The organism is Micromonospora sp. NPDC049366, from assembly GCF_044466625.1.
Lineage (GTDB): Bacteria > Actinomycetota > Actinomycetes > Mycobacteriales > Micromonosporaceae > Micromonospora.
In genome coordinates this window covers 66,433-87,526 of record NZ_JBITMV010000009.1, presented here as the reverse complement: position 1 = coordinate 87,526, position 21,094 = coordinate 66,433, and the positions used below count along the sequence as shown (strand labels likewise).

The window sequence follows — 21,094 nt, the reverse complement described above, 5'->3', positions numbered from 1 at the left end:
AGGGGCCAGGGTCAGCGTGCGCCGACCGGCCGGTCGGCGGCGAGCCACCGCAGCGCCCCGCGCAGCACGTCCTCGTCCGGCGGCAGCAGGGGCAGCCGTACGGTGGCGGTCGGGATCCGGCCCTGGGCGTGCAGCACGGCCTTGACCACGGTGGGGTTGGGCGCGGCGAAGAGGGCGGTCGACAGCCCGGCGAGCCGGTGGCCGACAGCCCGGCCCCGGGTGGTGTCGCCGACCCGCCAGGCCTCGACGAGGTCGACGAAGTCGGCGGTGGCGAGGTGCGCGGAGGCGAGGATGCCGCCGTGCGCGCCGAGCGCCAGCAGCGGCGAGATCACCGCGTCGTCGCCGCCCAGCACCGCGAACCCGGCCGGCGGGTCGGCCAGCAGCGCGACGGTGTCGGGGTCGACCGCGCCGACGGTGAGCTTCACGCCGATCACGCCGGGCAGTTCGGCGATCCGCCGCAGGGCGTCGACGCCGAGCGGCTGCCCGGTGCGGTACGGCACGTGGTAGACGACCAGCGGTACCGGGCTGGCCGCGGCGAGCGCGGCGAAGTGCGCCACCACCCCGGCCTCGCCGGGTCGGACGAACGGCGGCACCAGGCTGAGCGCGGCGCTCACCTCGGGACGTGCCCGCAGCGCCGCCAGCGCGGCCGGCGTGCTCGCGCCGACCAGCAGCGCCGCACCGCGCTGGCGGCAGACCCGGGTGAGCGTGTCGAGGACGTCTCGCCGCTCGGCCGGGTCCAGCGCGGTCGGCTCGGCGGTGGTGCCGAGCGCGACCAGGCCCACCGCGCCGTCGTCCAGCACCTGATGGGCGAGGTCCGTCAACGCGGCGTGAGCCACCGCGCCGGTGGCGTCGAACGGGGTGACCAGCGGTACGTACACACCGGAGAGCGTCATGACCTCAGCGTCCGCCAGCCGGACCGGTAAGGTCCAGTTCACATTTCTACGCTGGACCGTAAGCTCAACTGATGCTCGACGTACGCCGGCTGCGGCTGCTCTGCGACCTGTCGCGCCTGGGCACCATCGCCGCGGTGGCGCAGGCGCACACCTACACACCGTCGGCGGTGTCCCAACAGCTGTCCGCGCTGGAGCGGGAGGCCGGGGTGCCGTTGCTGGAACGCAGCGGCCGACGGGTGACCTTCACCCCGGCGGGCCGGGTGCTCGTCGCGCACGCCGAGACGGTCCTCGCCGCACTGGAGCAGACCACGGCCGCGCTCGCCGCCGTCGCCACCGGGTTGACCGGCCCGCTGCGCATCGGCGCCTTCCCGACCGCGGTCCGCACGCTGCTGCCGGCGACCCTGGTCGCGCTGGGCCGTCAGCACCCGGGCCTGGAGTTGACCGTCACCGAACTGGACCCGGTCGAGGTCCCGGCCGCGCTGCGTGAGCGACGGCTCGACGTGGGGCTGCTGCACGACTACGACGTGGTGCCGGTCGACCCGGACCCGGCGCTGGACACCGTGCCGCTGCTGGACGAGACCGTCTTCCTGGCCGTGCCGACCGGCTCGCCGCCGGCCGTGCCGGCCCGCGCACCGGTCAGCCGGGACGTCGGCGCGCCGATCGGTCATGGTGTCGGCACGCCGTCGGGCCGGGACGTCGATCCGCTGCGGGCGGCGCGGGACGCGGCCTGGATCATGGCAAGCCCCGGCACCCTCTGCCACACCGTCACACTGCAACTCTGCCGTAGCGCCGGTTTCACGCCTCGGGTGCGGCACCAGGCCGACGACTTCGCGACGGTGCTCGCTCTGGTCGCGGCGGACCAGGGCGTGTCGCTGGTGCCGCAGCTAGCCGCCGTGGACCCGCCGGCCGGGGTCCGGCTCGTGGCGTTGGGCAGTCGCCGACGCACCCGGGTGGCGTACCGCAGGGGTGCCGCGCCCCACCCGGCCGTGGCCGCCTTCGTCGCCGCCGTCCGTGCGGCGACCGACGATGTCCTGACGCGCTGACGCGTCGGACCGCGCGACGAGGAAGGGCGTCCTGCCGGCGACACGGTGACGGGCGGGACGACCCCGCCGGCCGCCCCGCCCGTCACCGCCTGTCAGGCGTTGATCTGCTTGCGGCCGTTGCCGTTGGCGGTGATCGTCACGCGGCGGGGCTTCGCCCGCTCGGCGACCGGGATCCGCAGCGTGAGCACGCCGTTCTCGTAGCCCGCCTCAAGCTTGTCGGTGTCGAGGGTGTCGCCGAGGAACAGCTGTCGGGTGAAGGTCCCCATCGGACGCTCCGCGGCGACCAGCTCCACCGTGTCGCCGGCGGGCCGACGCCGTTCGGCGCGGACGGTCAGCACGTTGCGCTCGACGGTGCAGTCGATGCTGTCCGGGTCGACGCCGGGCAGGTCGAACGCGGCGTAGAAGTAGTCGCCGTCGCGGTAGGCGTCCAGGTGCATCACCGCGGGACGGGCGGCGGTGCCGAAGAACTGCTCGGCGATCCGGTCGATCTCACGGAACGGGTCGGTGCGCATCAGCATGGTCGTGCCTCCTCGGTTCTCCTGGCCGAAGCTGTCAGGTTGAGTCGGGGTGACTCAACTTCCTCCTCTGTATTTAGCGCGCTCGCGCGTCCTCGTCAACTCCGGACCCCAGCAGCCGCTCGAACCAGTGCTCGGCGTACTTGTCGTGCGAGTACGCGGGGATCTCGCGGTAGCCGTGGCGGGCGTAGAGGGCGCGGGCCTCGACCAGGTCACTGCGGGTGTCCAGGCGGATCCGGTCGGCCCCGGCAGCCCGGGCGCGCTCCTCCGCCGCGGCCAGCAGGGCGGCGCCGCCACCGTGCCCGCGCAGCGCCGGGCGGACGTAGACGCGGGTCAGCTCGGCCCAGCCGGCGGGCCGGCCGCCGTACGTCGCGAGCAGCAGCATCCCGCTCGGCGCCACCAGGTCGTCGCTCGGCGACTCGGCCATCGCGGCCGCCACCTCATCCGGGTGTGTCGGGCGGCGGTGGTAGCGGACCACCATCTCCTCGAAGTAGTCGTACAGCAGTCGAGCCGCGTCGGGGTGTTCGGGTGGGACCGGAGCCGTCGTCCAGGGCGCGTGCGTGATGGTCACCCGAGGATCGTCTCCACCCGGTCAACGCATTTCCGCCCGCCGCCCTGCGTCGGCCGGACCGGCTACGGCCGACGGTAGACGCCCCGGTCCCGGGTGAGCAGCAACTCGTCCACCAGGTAGCGACGCAGCGTCACGTGGTCTGACCCGCCGCTCGCGCACCAGGGGCGCAGGGCGTCGTTCACGGCCCGCTCCGGGTACGCCGTGTCAGGCGCGAACGAGCGCCGCGCGATGTGCTCCAGGACGATCCGCCGCCGGCCCCGCTGCGCGGGCAGGCCGACGAGCACGTCGTCGCGGACGAACGTGCGCAGCACCGTCTCCGCCGGCGCCTCGGCGGGTCGCGCCGGGCGGGGTGTGCGGGCCAGGTCCCGCAGCCGGGCCTCGTCCACGGCGTACGCGCCGTCGGCATCGGTGAGCAGCCCCACGTCGGTGAGCCGGCGCAGCGCGGTGACCACCTCGCGCGGCGGCAGTCCGGCGCGCTCGGCGACCTCGGCCGGGTCGGCGGCTCCCAGCACCACGGCGGCGAAGACCCGCCGGCGTCCCTCGTCGGCCAGCGCGCCGGCCAGTGCCTGTCTCGTCATACCGGCACCCTGCCAGCGACGGTCCGCGGCACGCCACGCGATTTCGCCGCCGTCGCGAGGCGGGGCGGGTCAGTCGGCGGGCTGCTCGGCGACGAGCAGGACGCGGCGCAGCAGGTCGGACAGGAGCCGCCGCTCGGCCGGGTCGAGTGCCCCGAGCAGTCGGTGCTCCTCGGCGCCGAGAACGTCCAGCGCGCCCCGCCAGGCCGCCCAGCCCGCGTCGGTGAGCGCCACGTCCACCCGGCGACGGTCCACGGTGGACGGGATGCGCTCCACGAACTGCCGTCGGGCCAGCGCGTCGACCCGGGCGGTGACCGAGGCTGGCGCCATGTCGAGGTCGGCGGCGATCTCCGAGGGCGCGGCCCGACCCTGCCGTCCCGCCAGGGCGTGCAGCGTGTCGAACTCGTGGGCGGGCAGGTCCACGTCGGCCAGCGCGCGTTCCTTGACGGCCCGCAGGTGGCGGGTCAGCGCGCCCATCCGGGTGACCGCGCCCTCGATGTCGGCATCGAGGTCGGGCAGGACCGGCAGCCACCGTTCGACGTGCCGGTCGACGCGATCGCGGGGAGTCATCAGACCACGGTACTACAACATCGAAATATTCGTTGACGAAACATTCGACGTCAAAGTACTTTCCGGGGATGACCCACCCGCTGCGGGATCCCGCCTTCCGGCTCCTCTTCCTCGGCCGCACGGTCTCCGCCGTGGGTGACGCGGTGGTGCCCGCCGCGCTCGCCCTCGCCGTGCTGCGCGCGACCGGCTCGACCACCGCCCTGGCCGTGGTGCTCGGCGCGGCCATGGTCCCCCGGCTCCTCCTGCTGCCTTTGGGCGGTGTGGCCGCCGACCGCTTCGACGCCCGCCGGGTCGCGATCCTGGCCGACGTGACCCGCTGCCTCACGCAACTCGTGGTCGGCCTCGAACTGCTCGGCGGCGCTCCGTCGCTGGCCTCCCTCGCCGTGGCCTCCGCGGTCGGCGGCACCGCGGCGGCGTTCGCGCTGCCCACCGGCTCCCCGCTGGTCACCGGCACCGTCGCGCCCGAGCGCCGACAGCGGGCCAACGCCCTGCTCGGGACGACCGCCAACGCGAGCCGGCTGGCCGGTCCCGCCCTGGCCGGCGCGCTCATCTGGGCCGCCGGTCCGGGTTGGGCGTTCGTCCTCGACGCCGGCTCCTTCGCGGTCAGCGCCGCCCTGCTCGCCGTCATCCGGGTGCGGCCCGTGGCCCGGCCCGAGCGCCGGTCCGTCGGCGCGGACCTCCGCCACGGCTGGCGCGAGGTGACCTCCCGGGACTGGTTCTGGAGCAGCCTGCTGGCCCACGGGGTGTGGAACGGAGCCGCCGCGGTGCTCACCACCCTCGGCCCCGCCGTCGCCGTCGACCGCCTCGGCGGCGAAGGAGTCTGGCTGCTGTTCCTACAGGCCGGCGCGGTCGGCATGCTCGTCGGATCGCTGCTCGCCGGCCGCACCCGGCCCCGCCGCCCGGTGCTGCTGGCCAACCTCGGACTGGCCGGCTACGCCGCGCCGCTGGTCCTGCTCGCCGTGGCCGCACCCGCCCCGATCGTCACCGCCGCGTACGGGGTGGCGCTCGCCGCCCTCGGCTACCTCAACCCGATCTGGGAGACCGTGGTGCAGAGCCAGTTCCCGCCGCACGTGCTGGCCCGGGTCACCTCGTACGACTGGCTGGTGTCACTGGCCGCCATGCCGGTCGGCTACGCCCTCGCGCCCCTCACCGCGGAGCTCTGGGGTGCGACCGCGCCGCTGGCGGCCGCGGGCGCGCTGGTTCTGGCGGCCTGCGCCGGCACCGCGCTGGTGCCCGGCGTACGGCGGCTGACCTGGCCGGTGCCCACGGCGCCCGAGCCCACCGGCGATCCGCTCCCCGCGCGGTGACCGTGGCCGACCCGTGACCCGCCGGAGGGCCGCCGGGGCCACGCGAACGGGCACCGGCCGGTCATGATATGCACGTGGCCGAATCCGTCACCGACCTCGACCGTCCGCACCGGCCCGAGGCCACCCCGGCCGACGGTCCACCCGAGCCCGGCCCCCGCACCCGCGGGCCCTGGCTGGTCGCCGCCGCGGTGACCGCCGTGCTGCTGGCCCTGAGCACCCGCTACGGCTACCACCGCGACGAGCTCTACTTCCTGCTGTGCGGCCGGCACCTCGACTGGGGCTACGTCGACCAGGGGCCCCTGGTCCCCGCCCTGGCCCGGCTGGCCGACACCGTCGCACCGGGCAACCTGCTGGTGCTGCGCACACCGTCCGCGCTGATCGCCGGCGGCTGCGCCCTGCTCGTCGCCGCCATCGCCCGGCAGTTCGGCGCCGGGCGGGGCGCGCAGACCTTCGCGGCGCTGCTCGCCGGCTCCTCCGGTCTCGTGCTGGCCAGCGGCCACCTGCTCAGCACCACCACCGTCGACATGATGGTCTGGCTCGCCGCCGCGCTGTGCGCGGTGCGCGTGCTGCGCACCGGCGACACCCGCTGGGCGCTGCTGCTCGGGCTGGTGCTCGGCGTCGGCCTGCTCAACAAGCTGCTGCCGGCGCTGCTCGCCGCCGGCCTGCTCGCGGGGATCGTGATCGCCGGGCCGCGCCGGCTGCTGCGCGACCGGTGGGTGCTCGCCGGCGCCGGCCTCGCCCTGCTGCTCGCCGCGCCCAACCTGGTCTGGCAGGCCGCGCACGGTTTCCCGCAACTGTCCGTCGCCGCGTCGATCGCCGACGGCGACAGCTCCTACAGCGGACGCCTCGACGCGTTCATCCTGCAGTTCGTCATCGTCAGCCCGTACGCGGTGCCGATCTGGATCGCCGGGCTGGTCGCCCTGCTGCGCCGGCCCGGCTGGCGGGCATACCGCGCGTTGGCCTGGGCCTGGCTGGTCGTGGTCGGTGTCGTGCTCGCCGCCGGCGGGAAGGGCTACTACGACGCCCCGCTGCTGCTGGTGCTCACCGCCGCCGGCGCGATCGTCACGCTGGCCTGGGTGAACCGCCGCGCCACCACCGCCCGGCGGGTGCTGCTGGCGCTCGCCGTGCTGCCGTTCCTCGCCCCGAACGCGGTGCTGCTCCTGCCCACCCTGCCCGCCGACCGGCTGCCCGGCTTCGTGGTGGACGTCAACTACGACGCCGGCGAGACGATCGGGTGGCCCGCGTTCGCCGACTCGCTCGCCACGGTGCACCGCGCGCTCCCCGTCGAGCAGCGGCGGCGGGCCGTCATCCTCACCAGCAACTACGGCGAGGCCGGCGCGGTGGCGCGCTACGGACCCGAGCGGGGCCTGCCGGCCGCCTACTCGGGGCACAACAGCATGGTCGACTTCGGGCGACCGCCCGACGACGCCGACGTGGTGATCGCCGTCGGTTGGGAGCGCCCCGACCAGCTGCGCGAGTGGTTCACCGACGTCACCCTCGCCGGGCGCGTCGACCAGCGGGTCGACGTCGACAACGAGGAGAACGGCGGCCCCATCTGGCTGTGCACCGGGCTGCGCGAGCCGTGGTCCGCGATCTGGCGCACCGAGGTGCGCCACGCCGGCTGACGGGCGGGCCGGGTCGGCGCGTCGCCCGTCGGGTCAGGCCGGGGCGATGTGCGCGGCGAGGATCCGCCAACCCCGCGCGTCGTCGTACACCCAGGTGCGGGTGTAGCGCAGCCGGGCGGCGAAGGGTGACCCGTCGAACCGGCCGCTCACCCGCCCCACGAAGAACGTCACCCCGGTCGAACCCTCGACGATCAGCTCCAACCCGTCCTCGACGAGTTCCTCGATGACCGACGCCCCGCTGCGGTGCGCGGCCAGATCGTCCTGCTTGGTGTAGCGGCCGCCGTCCGGCCCGACCGCGATCAGGTTCTCGTCGAGCAGATCGTCCAGCGCGGCGACGTCCCCGGCCCGCTGCGCGGCCTGGAGCCGCCGCTCCGCGTCCAGCAGCTCCGCCTCACGTTCGCTGTCCGGCATGACGCCGTCCTCCCGGTCACCCGTCCGCTGGTGCCCTCGCCGACCGGTCACCCGCGACCCGCCCTCCGCATTCTGGCAGGGCCGCCGGCCTGGTGGCGGTGCCCCGCGCGAACGGCACCCAATCCCCCCGAAGGCCGGACCGGCCCGCCCGGTCGCACCCGATAATCCCTGGTAGGTAGCGGGCGTCACAGCCACGCGGGGCGCTGGTCGACGCGGCGCCGCGCCGGCACCCGGGCGCGACGGGCGACGGGAGGCCGGGCATGACCACCGGAGGCAGCGCCGAGCTGGTGCGCCGCCCGAACGGGTCGACCCGGGCCACGCTGCTGGAGCTGCTGTTCGACGTGATCTTCGTGGCCGCCCTGGCGCTCGTCTCGATGCTGATCGCCGACCGGCACTCCTGGACCGGCGTCGGGCAGACCCTCGTCCTGCTGGCGGCGATCTGGTGGACCTGGGCGGTCACCTCCACCACCACCGACTTCTACGACCCGGAGCAGCGCCCGATCCAGAGCATCCTCATGGTGACCATGCTCGGCGCCGTCGGCACCGCGGCGGCGCTGCCCCTCGCCTCCGACGGCCACGCCATGATCTTCGCGGCGGCCTACGTCATCCCCCACGTCGTACGGGGTCTGGTGCTGGTCGGCATCCTGCGACTGCACCGGCACCACGCGCAGCAGCGCGCCGCCCGGTTCTTCTTCTGGTTCCTGGTGTCCGCCGTCTTCTGGGTCCTCGGCGCCCTGCCGCCCGGCCAACCCCACTGGCCGCTGTGGATCATCGCCCTCGCCATCGACTACGGATCGAGCGCCGCCCGCTACCCCACCCCCTGGCTCGGCCGGGTGCCCGTCGGCCAGTACGAGAGGTCCACCGAGCACCTGGGTGAGCGGTACCAGCAGTTCATGATCCTGGCGCTGGGCGACATCATCCTGGTGCCGACGCTGGAGATCAGCACCGCGGACTTCAGCGCCGCCCGGCTGGGGGCGTTCGTCGCCGCCTTCCTCACCATGCTGCTGCTCTGGCAGGTCTACGTGTACCGGGCCGGCGCCATCCTCCAGGCCCCCACCCGCATCCGTGGCCGGGCGGCCCGGATCAGCCCGTACACCCACCTGGTGATGCTCGTCGGTGTGGTCTGCACCGCCGCGGCGTTCGACCTGGTCGTCGAGCGACCCACCGGCGAGACGCCGGTACGCTTGGTCGTCCTGATCCTCGGCGGGCCGGTTCTGTTCCTGCTCGGGCGCTCGCTGTTCGCGTACCTGATCACCGGGGCTCTGCCGTGGCACCGGCTGGCCTGGCTGGTGCCGCTCGCGGCCCTGACACCGTGGGCGCACCGGTGGCCACCGGCCATGGTGGCCCTCGTGACCGTCGGGCTGCTGGTCGGCATCGTGGCCGGTGACATGGTGGGCCGCAACCGCGGGCGGCGCTTCCAGCGGGGGCGGCCCGGCTGACCGTCCCGCGTCACTCCCCGGTCGGGCCGCCGGCGAGCTCGGTCACCACGTCGAGGTGTCCGACGTGGCGGGCGTACTCCTGGAGCAGGTGGAACAGGACCCGCTCCAGCGACGCCGGCTCGGCGCCCTCCCACCGCGGCCCCGGCGCGCCCACCTCGGCGAGGTCGTGCGCCGACACCACCGCGCTGGTGTGCGCCCCCTGCGACCGCAGCGCTGCCACCAGCTCCTCCCGGGTCTCGTCGGGCGCGACGTACCAGCGCTCGCCCCGGCGGTCGCCCCAGGGCGCGGCGACCTCCCGGCCCTGGAAGCCCCACTCGATCCACCGCAGCTCGACGTGGCGCAGGTGCTTGAGCAGCTCCAGTGGCGTCCACCCGGACGGCAGACGGGTGACGCGCAGCTCCGCCTCGGGCAGGGCGGAGACCTTCGCCAGGGTGGTCTCACGGAAGTAGTCGAGGTAGCGGAGGAAGACCTCGGTGCGGTCGGCGGCCGGGACGGTGGGCGAGGGGAACGGCGTGGTCATCGCGCCATTCTGCTGCCCACCGCCCGGCCCGGCGCAACCGAACGCGGTCAGCGCAACGCCTCGGCCTCCTCGATGACCTTCGCGAGGTCCCGCACCTCCCCGTCGTCGGTGGCGCTCGCCGCCCGCCGCGCGACGGCCGCCAGGTCCGCCAGGCGCGTCCCACTGCCGCCCTTGAGGGCCAGCGCGAAGTACGCGGCCGCGTAGCAGGTCTGCAGTCGCGGCGACACCTCTACGAACTCGGCCTCGACGTCGGCGGCGGTCACCGACTCGGACGTCTCGGCCGGCGCGCGGTTCGACGGGTCCGCCCAGCGCACCCGCACCTCGGCCAGCCGCGCCGAGCGGGCGAAGCCCGCGGCGAGGCGGACCTCGTACAGCGCGGTGACGCTGTGCCCCGGCCCCACCTCGCCGCCGTCCACGCGGTCGTCGCGGAAGTCCTCGTCGGCGATGGCCCGGTTGTCGTAGCCGATCAGGCGGTACGACCGCACGGCGTCGGGCTCGAACGTCACCTGCACCTTGGCGTCGAGCGCGCGGACGCTCAACGTCGCCGGTAGCTGACGGACGAACACCTTCCGGGCCTGGCCGGGCTCGCTGACATACACGACGAAACCGTCACCCCGGTCGGCCAGCTGCTCCATCAACTCGTCGCCGTACTCGCTGCCGACCCCCACGCCGAGCAGCCCGATCTGCTTCTCCGCCTCGTCGCGCACCCGCCGCAGGATCGGCTCCGCGTCAGTCGCGCCCACATTGGCCAGCCCGTCGGAGAGGACGATGACCCGGTTCGTCGCGCCGGCCCGGAAACCGTCGCGCGCCACCTGGTAGCCGAGCACCAGCCCGGCTTCCAGGTTGGTGCTCGCGCGGGTGCGCAGGGATCCGATGGCCTCATGCAGCCGCTCGCCGTCGGCGACCCGGGTCATCTCCCGCGCCACCCGGGCCTCGTCGCTGAACTCGACCACCGCGATCGAGTCGGTCGGTCGGAGCTGGTCCACGAGGGTGTGCAGGGCGTCCTGGACGAGGTCGAGCCGGCCGGGCTCGGCCATCGACCCGGAGACGTCGACGACGAAGGTCAGCGCGGCGTCCGGGCGGCTCTTCTCGTCCTCGGAGCGGGTCTGCAGACCGACCCGCAGCAGCCGGGTGTCGTCGGGAGCGTCGTGTGCGCTCGGCAGGTGGGCGCCGTCGACGTGGACGGCGAATCCGTCGCCGTCGGGCTCGGCGTAGTCCTGCCGGAACGCGTTGACGAACTCCTCCGGCCGTACGCCGGCCTCATCGGGCAGCCGCCCGTCGGCGATCTGCCGCCGGGCGTAACCGTAGGAGGCGGTGTCGACGTCGATGCCGAAGGTGGAGCGCGGGTCCTCCGCCACGGACGTCTCATCATCGCCCCAGAAGGTCACCCGGTCCGGACGGTGGACCGGACCCGTCTGGTCGCTCCCGTCCGTCGCGACACCGCAGGCGGACATCGTCATCGTGATCGCCAAGACCGCCGGCAGCAGCGGTGACCGTCGCAGGTGGGCCATCGGACTCCTTCGGGACGGGCGGCGATCCGGTGCGGCACACCGGATCCGTACGGTCATTGGACGGCGACGTGCGGCGATCCCGGCGCTCCGTGACCGAGCCGATGCGCAAGCGTGAACGTCGTGACCGGTTCGTAGGCGGGCCGTGACCTGCGCCGCCGCCGGGGCGGTGAATCCGGACCTGCGCGAGGCGAGCGCGATGCGGCAGAGTGGCACGCGAAGCCGGGACGGGAGGAGTGGCCGTGGAGGGTCCGACCGGGGTGGTGTTCCCCGCGATCGAGGGCAGACGCAGCACGACGGCGCTCGGCCGGGCGGTCGTCGCCGACGCGCTGCGCGCCGTGGATCCGGTCGGCGCGCGGTCCGCCGAGCACGAGACGGACTGGCGGCACGCGTACCTCGGCCACTTCCGCCGGCTCGTCGAAGCGGGCCTGCTCTCCGGCGACGCCGCGGTCACCATCGCCCGCGACGGCCTGGCCTCGCTGCACACCCGGATGCGGGTCGTCGACGACGGCGGCCACGAGCACGGGCTGGAGGAAGCCTTCTCCGCGCCGGAGACGCACCCGCCGCTGGGCACCGCCACCGTACGCGGCGACGGCCCGGTCGAGCGGGAGTTCACCCTCCCCTACCGCGGTGACCGCCTGCGCGGCGACGACCTGCGGCGCCGACTCGACGCCTGGGTCACCGACGGCGTCGTGGAGCCCTCCTGCGCCGAGGCCGTGGGCACGGTCCTCGACAATCCGGACTGGCTGGACCTGCGCGATCAGCGGATCGTGGTGCTCGGGGCGGGTGCCGAGATGGGGCCCCTGACGTCGGTGCTGCGGTGGGGCGGGGACGTGGTCGCGGTGGACCTGCCCCGTCCGGAGATCTGGCGGCGGCTGCTGCGCACCGCCCGCCGCCACGGTGGTCGGCTGCACCTGCCGTTGGCACCCGGCGCGGCGACCGACGACGACCAGACGGTGGCCGCGCACGCGGGCGCCGACCTGCTGCACCGGTTGCCGCAGGTCGCGCGGTGGCTGGACGGCGTCGACGGGCGGCTGGTGCTGGGCAACTACGTCTACGCCGACGGCGCCACGAACGTCCGCGTCGCCGTCGCGGTCGACGCGCTCACCCGACACCTGCAGGAGCGCCGCGACGACGTCGCGCTCGCCTTCCTCGCCACCCCCACCGACGTCTTCGCCGTTCCCGGCGAGGCCGTCCGCCACGCCGAGCGGGGGTACGCGTGCCGCGGCGTGGGCCGCCGGGCACTGCGGGTGCTCTCCGCCGGGCGGCTGCTGCACCGCAACTACCCGCCGGGCGTCGACCCGGGCGTCAACGACAGTCTCGTGCCGCAGCAGGGTCCGAACTACGCGCTGGCCAAGCGGCTGCAGCGGTGGCGGGCCACGGTCGCCCGCGAGTGCGGCGCGACGGTCTCATTCACCGTGGCGCCGCCCACCCGCACCCGGTCGGTGCTGCGCAACCGCGCGCTCGCCGCCGCGTACGCCGGGGCGCACCGCTTCGGCATCGAGGTGTTCGACCCGGCCACCAGCAACACGCTGATGGCCGCGCTGCTGGTGCATCACCTGCGCACCGGCCGCCCGGCGTCCGCGCACCCGTGGCAGGACGAGGCGTACGCCGCCGCGCACGGCGGACTGTGGCGCGTGCCGTACGCCCCGCGCAGTGCCCTCGGTCTCGCCGTCCTGCTCGGTCTCGGTGGTGCCCGCGCCTGACCGGCGCCCAGGGGCTCACCGAGAGCGAGGCCGGCGGTGACCACGTGCTCACCCCGGCCGGGCTCTCGTGATCACGCCTCGCCCGTGGGGCCCCGGTCCTCGACGCGCAGCGTGACGGTCCGGTCGGTGTGCTCGACCGCGAAGAGGGTGCCCGGCGGGAAATCCGCCAGCGTCTCCGGTGGCAACTGGATGGTGCCGTCACCGGCCACGACCGCGAACTCCCGGCCGTCGCGGCCCTCGGCGCCGACCCGACCGTCCCGGATGGTCACCGCCCGGCCCAGCCGCGCGCCGACCTCCCCGTCATGGGTCACCACGACCACCGTGGTCCCCCGCTCGGTGTTGATCGCCTCCAGCGCGGCGAGCACCTCGTCGCGTCCGGTCGCGTCGAGCTGGCTGGTCGGCTCGTCGACCAGGAGCAGCCCTGGCCCGGCCGCCAAACCCTGCGCGAGGGCGGCCCGCTGCCGCTGGCCCGGGGTCAGCTCACCGCTGCGTCGCCGGCCCTCACCGGCCAGGCCGACCAGCTCCAGGATCGCCTCCGGCGGGTCCAGCCGCCGCCCCGGCAGACGCGCGGCGGGACGCTGCGCCAACCAGATGTTGCGCCGCAGCGACACGTACGGCAGCAGGTTGCGCTCCGCGCCCTGCAACACCGTGCCGACGGTCGTGCCCCGCAGGCCGGCGAGCCGTCCCGGGGTGAGCTTGGACAGCTCGTGCCCGCCGACGTACACGCGGCCGGCGCTGGGCCGCAGCAGCCCACCGAGGATGGCGACGAGGGTCGACTTGCCCGAGCCGGACGGCCCGACCAGCGCCAGCCTCTCACCGGCGGAGATGCGCAGGTCCACGCCGGAGAGCGCGACCACGTCACCGGCCCCCGTGGAGTAGATGTGGATCAGCCGGTGGCAGGTGACCTGGGCGCCCACGGTGGACAGTCGGGCGCTCATCGGGTGCTCCGGCTGCGGACGGCGGCGGTGAGCGCCCAGCCGAGCAGCACCGCGGTCACCGCGAACACCGCCACCGCGGGCACCGTGACCGCCAGCAACGGCCCCACCTCCGGCCAGGCCGGCACCGGCACCGGCGACCGGCCGTCAGCGAACAGGCGCTGACCGTCCCGGGCGAGCAGCCAGATCGCCACCGTGGCGAGGGCACCCGCCACGGTGGCGAACGCCACCGGCCACCCGTAGCCGCCGCGCACGGCGCGCACCGGCAGCCCCTGCCAGCGCAGCGCGACCAGCGTGGCGACGCGGCTGCGCTGCTCGGCCGCGGCCGTCGTGACGAGACCGGCCGCCCCGATCAGGACGCCGGCCAGCGCGGCGACGAGGTTGAACGCCAGCGCCAACGCCGGCGCCTGGCTGAGCAGCTCCTCACGCTCGGCGCTGATCGTGCGGTCGTACCGGACGGCCACGCCCTGGGCGCGCAGCCGGTCCAGGACGTCGTCCGGCGCGGCCGCGCCCAGCCACACCTCCTTGACGCCGGCCTGCCCCGCGACGGCGAGCCGGTCGGCGTACTCCAGATCGACCAGCAGACCGGACCCGCCGAGCCGCGGCAGCCGGTCGACGAACCCGGCGACCAGCGCGTTGGTCGGCGCACCGTCGATGCCGTCGTAGTGGAACGACCCGTGCTGCGTCCCCCACGACCGGGTCAGCCACGCGGGAAGCGGGTCGGGGGCGTCGGCCACCGCGATGGGGATCGGTGCTGTCCGACGGCCGTCCGGGACGTCGAGGAGCAGCGCCGGTCCGCCGCCGACCGCGCTGTCGAACCAGTAGTCGACGGTCCGGCCCGGTTGCCGCCATCGGCTCATGTCGGCCAGGTCCGCACCGGACAGCTGGACCGTGCCGTCGGCGGAGCGCACCTGCTCCAACCGGATCCTCAGCGGCCCGGGCGTCACCTGGGCGCTGACCTCGAACCGCACCAACCGGCACTGCGGGACGCACTCGGGCAGCGGCACGCGGTAATCGCCCCGACCTGAGGCCAACGGGCGGTCGACGCCGACCTGGCGGGTGCCGGTCGGGCCGGCGACCAGCAGGTGGAGCCGGGGCGCGTGGCCGGCGAACGCGGACTCGTCGAAGTCGGCGTCGACGGTCACGGCGAACTCGCTTCCCCGGAGGAGAATCGACTCGGCCGGTGGGGCGGGGCGCAGCGGGCGCGCCATCTCAGCCGGCGCCACCCCGTACGCCGGGTGCGACGCGGCCACGGTCGCCAGCCGGGGCGAGTCCACCGCGAGCACCGACGTCTTCGCCTCACCGCCGCTGGTCGTCACGGCCGCCATCGCGTACCGCCCCTCCGGATCGACGGCCCGAACAGCCGCCAGCAGATGGCCGCGGGACAACGCGTCCACGCCGATCACCCGTGGGGCGCCGACGTCCACGACGGCCCGGTCCGCGTACGCCGCCGTGGCTCGCTCCCGAACGCCGGCGGTGAAGGCGAGCATCGCCACCGCCACCGTGAGCAGCGCGATCAGCGGTCGGAACCGCGGTTGCCGGCCCACCTGCAGCAGCGCCAGACCAGCCCGGATCCGTCCCCGTGCCAGCAGCGCCGCGCCCACCGCCGCCGAGCACAGCAGGGCGAACCGTGCCAGCAGCACGCCGACCGCGAGCGCCGCGACGACCGGGGCCAGCAGGGCCAGGCCGCTGGGTGAGCCGCCGGCGCGCAGTTGCGTCATCGCCGCCACCGCGGCGGAGACCGCGGCGACGTCGCCGAGGCTCGTGCGCCAACCCCGGACCCGCGCCGGCACCCTGCGCAGCAGGTCGACCACCGGCGCCGACAGCGTCCGGGTCTGGGCCAGCAGCACCGCGGCGAGCGCGCCGGCGGCGGCGATCGTCGCGTACGCGAACGCGGCGCCGCCCAGCGCCAACCGGGTGTCACCGGTCAACGTGCGCGCGGCGAGCAGCTCGGCGGCGGCCAGACCGGCCAGCGCGCCCAGGGGGATCGCGACCAGCGCCGGCACCGCGGACTCGCCCAGCGCGAGGGCCCACAGCCGCCGGCGCTGCACCCCGCGCAACAGCAACAGGCCCTGCTCGGGCCGGCGCTCGTCGGCGGCCGAGCCGACCGCCACGAAGAGCACCAGCCAACAGAGCAGGACCAGCAGCCCGGCGCCCAGGGCCACACCGGATTCCAACTGGTCACGCTGCGCGGCGACCCGGTCGAGCAGCTGCGGCAGGCCGCTGCCGGTGCCGAACCGCACCTGGGCGGCGCTGCTCGTCGCGATCGCGATGGCGGCTTCGATCTCCTCGGCCGACCCGGTGCCCACCAGCTCGTCGGTCACGAACACGTCGGCCAACGGTCGCTGCAGGACGGCGTCCTCGTCGGCCAGCCGCGACGCGGCGGCGGTGAAGATGGCGTCCTCGGCGCTGCCCACCGCCGCCGTCGGCGCGGGCCCCGGCGCGGGTGGCCGGAGAAGCTCGTCGCCCAACCAGTACGGCTCGCTCGGGTCGAGCGGCCGGTAGACGCCGCTGACCCGCAGCGGCACGCCGGCGAAGGTCACCTCACTGCCGGCGCTCACGCCCAGGTGCGCCGCCGTGTTGGCGCTCACCATGACCTCGGGCCGCTCACCCGCGTCGGTGTCGCGCGGACAGGCGCCGACCACCGTCACCCGCTCGCAGACACCCTGCCGGAAGACGAGGCTGCTGTTCACCGTCCGGCCGGCCGGGCCGGTGGTGACACCCCCGGCCTGCGCGCCCAGGACGACGTCGAAGCCGGCCGCCGCGAATGGCGTGAGCAGCCCCTGGAACGCGGCGGCGCCCGGGTCGTCGGGCAGCCCGACATGCTCGGCGATCGAGCTGATCCGCAGCCGCTGCTGGTCCGAGGGGGCGGCGGCCAGCTCCTGACGGGCCAGCGCCTGACCGGCGGCGCTCACGTAGAGCGGCGCGGCCGCGGCGGCGGTGCCGGCCAGCACCGCGAGGAGGAGCACCGCGAGGGCCTGCGCCCGGCGTGCGACGAGTGCTCCCGCGATGACGGCCAGCATGGACAGTGATGCTAGGTAGCCGGGGCGACACCCACCGTCCCCCGCCTGCGAATCGATACCGTCCGGTTACCGGCGGCCGCGGTCAGCCCCGGCGCAGGACCGCCGCGCCGTCGGCGAGGTGAAGCTCCGCCTCGCAAGCGGCTGCCACCTCCGGGTCGTGGGTGGCGAACACGACGGCCGCGCCCCGCCGCGCCTCCTCGTGCAGCAGGTCCAGCACCCGCTGCCGGTTGCCCGCGTCCAGCTCGCTGGTCACCTCGTCGGCGAGCACGACCGCGCCGCGCAGGGCCAGGCCGCGGGCGACGGCCGTGCGCTGCTGCTGGCCGCCGGACAACTCGTCGACGAGTTGGTCCGCCTGGGGCGTGAGGCCCAACCGGTCCAGCGTCGCGGCGGTGAGCCGACGCGCCTGCGCCGGCGCCACACCGGACGCGACGAGGGCCACGTGCACGTTCTCCGCCGCGGTGAGGATCGGCGCCAGCCCGTTGTCCTGCGGGATGAGCACGACCTTGCGCTCCACCGCGTGGTCGCGGTCGCGCAGCCGCTGCCCGTCCACCGCCACCGCGCCCGCCCGCGGCGGTAGCAGACCGGCCATCGCGCTGAGCAGGGTGGTCTTCCCCGCTCCGGACGGGCCGGTCACGACCAGCACCTGCCCGGGGCGTACGGCCACCGAGACGGCACCGAGGACCGCCGGCCCGTCCGCGTACCCGAGCGTCACGTCCTGGACGGCCAACATCGACACCCTCCTTCGCCTCGGCGTCCGCAGGGTGTCACGCGGCGGGCGCATCGCACAACGCCCCGGCCGGCTCCCGCTCCGATCACGGGCACCAGCCGACCAATATGAACGCAACGATCATCTTCGACGCGCCGACTCCTTAGCTGTCCTCACCACCACCGGCGGCGACCCGCCGTCGGGACGCGACGAGGAGCCACACCATGACCCCACCCAGCACGCACCGACGCCGCCGCACGGCGGCACTGGCCGCCTGCCTCGCGACACTGGCCGCCGCGACGCTCGGCGCCGCACCAGCCGCGCAGGCCTCGGGCGGGCACCCGGCGCCCAGCGACTGCCCGGACGGTCTGGCCGGCAAGGCCACCTGCTACACCGGCCAGGACGCCAACGGGGCGTACTACGCGATCGCCGTTCCGCACCGGTGGAACGGGGCGCTCGTCGTGCACGCCCACGGCGGGCCCGATCTGGGCGACGCCTCCGATCCCGGCCGCAGCACCGAGGACCTCGGACGGTGGGCCGTGATGGTGGACGAGGGCTACGCCTGGGCCGGATCGTCCTACCGGCGGGGCGGCTACGGCACCCGGATGGCCGCCGTCGACACCGAGAACGTCCGCCGGCTGTTCGTCCGCACGTTCGGTGCGCCGAAGCGGACGTACCTGCACGGCCAGTCGTGGGGCGGCAACGTCGCCGCGAAGGTCGTCGAGACGTACGGCGGCGCGCACGGCCCGTACGACGGTGCCCTGCTCACCAATGGTGTCCTCGGCGGCGGGTCCCGCGGCTACGACTACCGCGTCGACCTGCGCGTGGTCTACCAGTTCTATTGCCGCAACCACCCGCGGCCGACCGAACCCGAGTATCCGCTGTGGCAGGGTCTGCGCGCCGACTCGACGATGACCACCACCGGGCTGCGCGCCCGGCTGCGGGAGTGCACCGGCTACGACCTGGCCCCGGCCGAGCGGACCGCGCAGCAGCAGCGCAACCTGGACGACATCCTGGCCGTGACGCGCATCCCCGAGCGCACGCTGGAGTCCCACCTGCGCTTCGCGACGTTCACGTTCCGCGACATCGTTCACACCCGACTCGGCGGCCGCAACCCGTTCGACAACCGAGGCGTCTGGTACTCGGGGTCGCACGACGACGTCGCGTTGAACGCCGGCGTGCAGCGGTTCGCCGCCGACCCGACCGCGCGGCGCGACCTGTCGTACGACAGCGACCTCACCGGCGATGTCGCCATCCCCGTGCTCACCCTGCACGCGATCGACGACCCGACGGCGTTCGTCGAGCACGAGGCCGCCTACCGGGAGACCCTCCGCGGCGCGCACCGCGACCGCCATCTGGTGCAGACCTTCACCCGCGAGAGCGAGCACAGCGAGTTGAGCACCGCCGAGTACGCCACCTCCATCGCCGCCCTCGACGCCTGGGTGCGGACCGGCCGTAAGCCCACGGCGGGTGCGATCGCGGCGTCCTGCGCCCGGTTCGACGCCCGTTACGACACCGGCTGCCGCTACGACCCGGACTTCCACCCGGCCGCGTACGCCTCGCGGGTCAACCCCCGCCCGGGCGGGCTGCGGTGGCCGGCGATGACCAGCGTCCAGGAACGGTCGTGGAGTCGGATCGGCGTCGTCGGAATCGCCCCCTGACGTCCGCGCACGCCGAGGGCCCGGTCCGTATCCGGGCCCTCGGCGTCGCGACGCGCCTCAGTCGGCCGCCGCCGCCGTCGTGTCGACGACGGTGACGGGCGTACCCAGCTCAACGGTGCGGGAGACGGTGCAGAGCCGGTCGTGCGACTGCCGCAGCGACCGGGGCAGCGCCTCCCGCGCCCGGTCGCCGTCCTCGCCCTCGGGGAACGTCACCGTGAAGGCGAGCCGCAGGTTCCGCATCCGGTTGCCGCCGGTCTCATCCTTGATCTTGTCGCCGGTGACCTCGACCGTGAAGCCGGTCGGCTCGGCGCGGCGACTGGTGACGTAGTCGACGTCGGCCGCCGTGCAGCCGCCGAGCGCCGCCAGCAGCAGCTCCACCGGGGTGAAGCTGTCGTCTCCGCCGGTGCCCATCGACAACGATCCGCCGCGAACGTTGCGCACGACGTACTGCCCGACGCTGCTGCGCTCGATCTCGACGGACCGGAAGCTGTCCTCACTCATGCCCGGACGCTACCTCGTGGTGATCCGGCTCCCGCCGTCACCGGTCCCCCGGCCCGGCGTCTTCGCGGCCTTCACGGCGGGCCGCCCACATGTCGCGGGTCATCTCGTACTCGACCTCGCCGGACTCGGAGCCCGGCAGCGGGTCGTCCCAGCGCGGGAAGAACGTACGCACGTAGCGCATGCCGACGGCCTCCATCACGCCCCGGGACCCGGCGTTCACGGCCATGGTCTGGGCGATCACCCGGCGCTGTCCGACGGTGTCGAAGGCGTGCCGCAGCAGGGTGCGGGAGGCCTCGCTGGCCAGGCCCTTGCGCCAGTGTCGGCGGACGAGACGGTAGCCCAGCTCCGCCACGGTGGGGTCGTCCGGTTGGTCGGGCCCGTGCGCCGGCGGGAGCATCATGAGCCCGACGAACTCCCCGTCGTCCTCCCGCGCCGGCGGCGTGGAACCGCGCGCACCGCCGGCGGAGCCGAAGGCCATCCAGTAGCCCAAGCCGTCCACCGTGCGCGCCATCGCCAACCGATTCGCGTGGGACGCGACAACCTCGTCCCTGGATCGCGCCCGGCCGAAGAGGTAGCGGAGCACCTCCGGGTCGGAGTCGAGCTGGACCTCCAGGTCGAGGTGCCGGTCGGCGAGCGGAACGAGCAGCAGACGGTCCGTACGCAAGATCGGTTGCGGCATGGGGCGACGATCTCATGGTCGATCCCGGCACGGGAGCCGATTTTTCGCCGACCTCAGCGCAGGCCGGAGGTCCGGTGCAGATGGTCGAAGATGATCTGGTCGACCGGGGAGACCCGGTCCCGGTCGGCGTGGCTGAGCCAGCGAATCTCCTCGATCTCGCTGGCGGGCCGCAGGGCGCCACGGTAGTCGGCGGTGTAACAGGTCATCCGGACCACGGTGCCGTCGGGGTGTCCGTGGGCCTGCGCCTCGAAGGTGCCGACGTGCGCGGCGCTGTCGGTGGCGATGGTGACGCTCAGCTCCTCCCGGATCTCGCGGACGAGGGTGTCGAGGTCGCTCTCACCCGGTTCCCGCTTGCCGCCGGGGAGGTAGTAGACGTCCTTGCCGCGGGAGCGGGAACTGAGGATCGCGCCGTTCTCCAGCCGAATCCAGGCGATCTTGTCGATGACGGTCACGGTGGCCTCCCTCGTCGCCGAGCCCGCAGCAGACTACCCGCCTCGGTGATTCGCGGCCGGCACCGTCGGCGTCGTCGGTCCCCAGCGCCGGCGGGTCCGGACGCCGGGGACCGGACGCGGAGACGGCGTGCCGGGCGCGGCTCAGATCGCGGTCCGGCCCTGACCGCCTGAGCCGCGCCCGGCACGCTCCCCGCCATACCGGCACGGCGGTCACTCCGGGCGCGGGCTCTCCCGCCGTCGGAACTCGTCGACCGGGAGCCCACCCCGTCCCCAGTTCTCGACGTCGACCTCGTCGATCACCACGAAGGTCGAGTCCAACGGCTTGTTCAGGACGTCGAGCAGCAGTTGGCTCACGCCCTTGATGAGGGCGGCCTTCTCCTGCGCGGTCGCCGCGGACGCGTCCGGCGTGCTGCCTTCGCGGGTTATCTGGATCGTGACGATCGGCATCGCAGTG

General features: G+C 74.7%; 21 protein-coding genes. 6 read left to right on the top strand and 15 right to left on the bottom strand.

Annotation, left to right across the window (positions count from 1 at the left end; translation table 11 throughout):
• Positions 1-11: 11 nt before the first annotated feature.
• Positions 12-893 carry a dihydrodipicolinate synthase family protein gene (locus ACIBTV_RS14890; RefSeq protein WP_396705058.1) on the bottom strand — a complete coding sequence of 294 codons (882 nt, stop codon included), beginning with the start codon at positions 891-893 and terminating at the stop codon, positions 12-14.
• 71 nt (positions 894-964) lie between these two features.
• On the opposite strand from ACIBTV_RS14890, the gene ACIBTV_RS14885 reads away from it, so the two are divergent.
• On the top strand, positions 965-1,936 hold the full coding sequence (locus ACIBTV_RS14885; protein WP_396705056.1) for a LysR family transcriptional regulator: 972 nt from the start codon (positions 965-967) through the stop codon (positions 1,934-1,936).
• 92 nt (positions 1,937-2,028) lie between these two features.
• On the opposite strand, the gene ACIBTV_RS14880 is transcribed toward ACIBTV_RS14885, so the two are convergent.
• From ACIBTV_RS14880 to ACIBTV_RS14865, 4 genes are all read right to left on the bottom strand, one after another.
• Positions 2,029-2,454, bottom strand: a complete 426-nt coding sequence (locus ACIBTV_RS14880) for an Hsp20/alpha crystallin family protein (protein ID WP_396705054.1) — start codon at positions 2,452-2,454, stop codon at positions 2,029-2,031.
• A gap of 73 nt (positions 2,455-2,527) precedes the next feature.
• Positions 2,528-3,022, bottom strand: a complete 495-nt coding sequence (locus ACIBTV_RS14875; protein WP_396705053.1) for a GNAT family N-acetyltransferase — start codon at positions 3,020-3,022, stop codon at positions 2,528-2,530.
• Between the two features lie 62 nt (positions 3,023-3,084).
• Positions 3,085-3,600, bottom strand: coding sequence for a DUF2087 domain-containing protein (locus tag ACIBTV_RS14870; protein WP_396705051.1), 516 nt, complete (start codon positions 3,598-3,600; stop codon positions 3,085-3,087).
• Positions 3,601-3,669: 69 nt separating this feature from the next.
• Positions 3,670-4,167, bottom strand: coding sequence for a MarR family winged helix-turn-helix transcriptional regulator (locus tag ACIBTV_RS14865; RefSeq protein WP_396705049.1), 498 nt, complete (start codon positions 4,165-4,167; stop codon positions 3,670-3,672).
• Positions 4,168-4,235: 68 nt separating this feature from the next.
• On the opposite strand from ACIBTV_RS14865, the gene ACIBTV_RS14860 reads away from it, so the two are divergent.
• Positions 4,236-5,474, top strand: coding sequence for an MFS transporter (locus ACIBTV_RS14860; RefSeq protein ID WP_396705047.1), 1,239 nt, complete (start codon positions 4,236-4,238; stop codon positions 5,472-5,474).
• A 74-nt stretch (positions 5,475-5,548) separates the two neighbouring features.
• Positions 5,549-7,099, top strand: coding sequence for an ArnT family glycosyltransferase (locus ACIBTV_RS14855; RefSeq protein ID WP_396705045.1), 1,551 nt, complete (start codon positions 5,549-5,551; stop codon positions 7,097-7,099).
• Positions 7,100-7,132: 33 nt separating this feature from the next.
• On the opposite strand, the gene ACIBTV_RS14850 is transcribed toward ACIBTV_RS14855, so the two are convergent.
• A complete protein-coding gene (locus ACIBTV_RS14850; protein ID WP_396705044.1) occupies positions 7,133-7,510 on the bottom strand; it encodes a nuclear transport factor 2 family protein in 378 nt (125 codons plus the stop codon).
• 260 nt (positions 7,511-7,770) lie between these two features.
• Between ACIBTV_RS14850 and ACIBTV_RS14845 the strand changes: the two genes are divergently transcribed.
• The gene (locus ACIBTV_RS14845) at positions 7,771-8,949 is read left to right on the top strand and encodes a low temperature requirement protein A (protein ID WP_396705042.1); all 1,179 of its coding nucleotides are present in this window, start codon (positions 7,771-7,773) and stop codon (positions 8,947-8,949) included.
• A gap of 10 nt (positions 8,950-8,959) precedes the next feature.
• On the opposite strand, the gene ACIBTV_RS14840 is transcribed toward ACIBTV_RS14845, so the two are convergent.
• Positions 8,960-9,469, bottom strand: coding sequence for a DUF664 domain-containing protein (locus tag ACIBTV_RS14840; protein ID WP_396705039.1), 510 nt, complete (start codon positions 9,467-9,469; stop codon positions 8,960-8,962).
• Positions 9,470-9,516: 47 nt separating this feature from the next.
• On the bottom strand, positions 9,517-10,980 hold the full coding sequence (locus ACIBTV_RS14835) for a von Willebrand factor type A domain-containing protein (RefSeq protein ID WP_396705037.1): 1,464 nt from the start codon (positions 10,978-10,980) through the stop codon (positions 9,517-9,519).
• A 239-nt stretch (positions 10,981-11,219) separates the two neighbouring features.
• Here ACIBTV_RS14835 and ACIBTV_RS14830 point away from each other — a divergent pair, with 239 nt between their 5' ends.
• Positions 11,220-12,683, top strand: a complete 1,464-nt coding sequence (locus ACIBTV_RS14830) for a hypothetical protein (protein ID WP_396705035.1) — start codon at positions 11,220-11,222, stop codon at positions 12,681-12,683.
• A 71-nt stretch (positions 12,684-12,754) separates the two neighbouring features.
• Here the strand turns inward: ACIBTV_RS14830 and ACIBTV_RS14825 are convergent, their stop codons facing one another.
• The 3 genes from ACIBTV_RS14825 to ACIBTV_RS14815 form a co-directional block, all read right to left on the bottom strand.
• Positions 12,755-13,621 carry an ABC transporter ATP-binding protein gene (locus tag ACIBTV_RS14825; RefSeq protein WP_396705033.1) on the bottom strand — a complete coding sequence of 289 codons (867 nt, stop codon included), beginning with the start codon at positions 13,619-13,621 and terminating at the stop codon, positions 12,755-12,757.
• Positions 13,618-16,641 (bottom strand): FtsX-like permease family protein, encoded by a 3,024-nt coding sequence (locus ACIBTV_RS14820; RefSeq protein ID WP_396705031.1) that lies wholly within the window; start codon positions 16,639-16,641, stop codon positions 13,618-13,620. Before ACIBTV_RS14820 ends, ACIBTV_RS14825 begins: the two co-directional genes overlap by 4 nt.
• 82 nt (positions 16,642-16,723) lie before the next feature.
• A complete protein-coding gene (locus ACIBTV_RS14815) occupies positions 16,724-17,371 on the bottom strand; it encodes an ABC transporter ATP-binding protein (RefSeq protein ID WP_396705029.1) in 648 nt (215 codons plus the stop codon).
• Between the two features lie 200 nt (positions 17,372-17,571).
• Here ACIBTV_RS14815 and ACIBTV_RS14810 point away from each other — a divergent pair, with 200 nt between their 5' ends.
• Positions 17,572-19,008 (top strand): hypothetical protein, encoded by a 1,437-nt coding sequence (locus ACIBTV_RS14810; RefSeq protein WP_396705027.1) that lies wholly within the window; start codon positions 17,572-17,574, stop codon positions 19,006-19,008.
• Between the two features lie 57 nt (positions 19,009-19,065).
• Here ACIBTV_RS14810 and ACIBTV_RS14805 read toward each other — a convergent pair whose 3' ends face one another.
• From ACIBTV_RS14805 to ACIBTV_RS14790, 4 genes are all read right to left on the bottom strand, one after another.
• Positions 19,066-19,509, bottom strand: a complete 444-nt coding sequence (locus ACIBTV_RS14805) for an OsmC family protein (RefSeq protein WP_396705025.1) — start codon at positions 19,507-19,509, stop codon at positions 19,066-19,068.
• Between the two features lie 37 nt (positions 19,510-19,546).
• Positions 19,547-20,188, bottom strand: a complete 642-nt coding sequence (locus ACIBTV_RS14800; protein ID WP_396705023.1) for a GNAT family N-acetyltransferase — start codon at positions 20,186-20,188, stop codon at positions 19,547-19,549.
• 53 nt (positions 20,189-20,241) lie between these two features.
• Positions 20,242-20,640 carry an NUDIX domain-containing protein gene (locus tag ACIBTV_RS14795; protein ID WP_396705021.1) on the bottom strand — a complete coding sequence of 133 codons (399 nt, stop codon included), beginning with the start codon at positions 20,638-20,640 and terminating at the stop codon, positions 20,242-20,244.
• 210 nt (positions 20,641-20,850) lie between these two features.
• Positions 20,851-21,087, bottom strand: coding sequence for a 4-oxalocrotonate tautomerase family protein (locus ACIBTV_RS14790; RefSeq protein ID WP_396705019.1), 237 nt, complete (start codon positions 21,085-21,087; stop codon positions 20,851-20,853).
• Positions 21,088-21,094 lie beyond the last annotated feature (7 nt).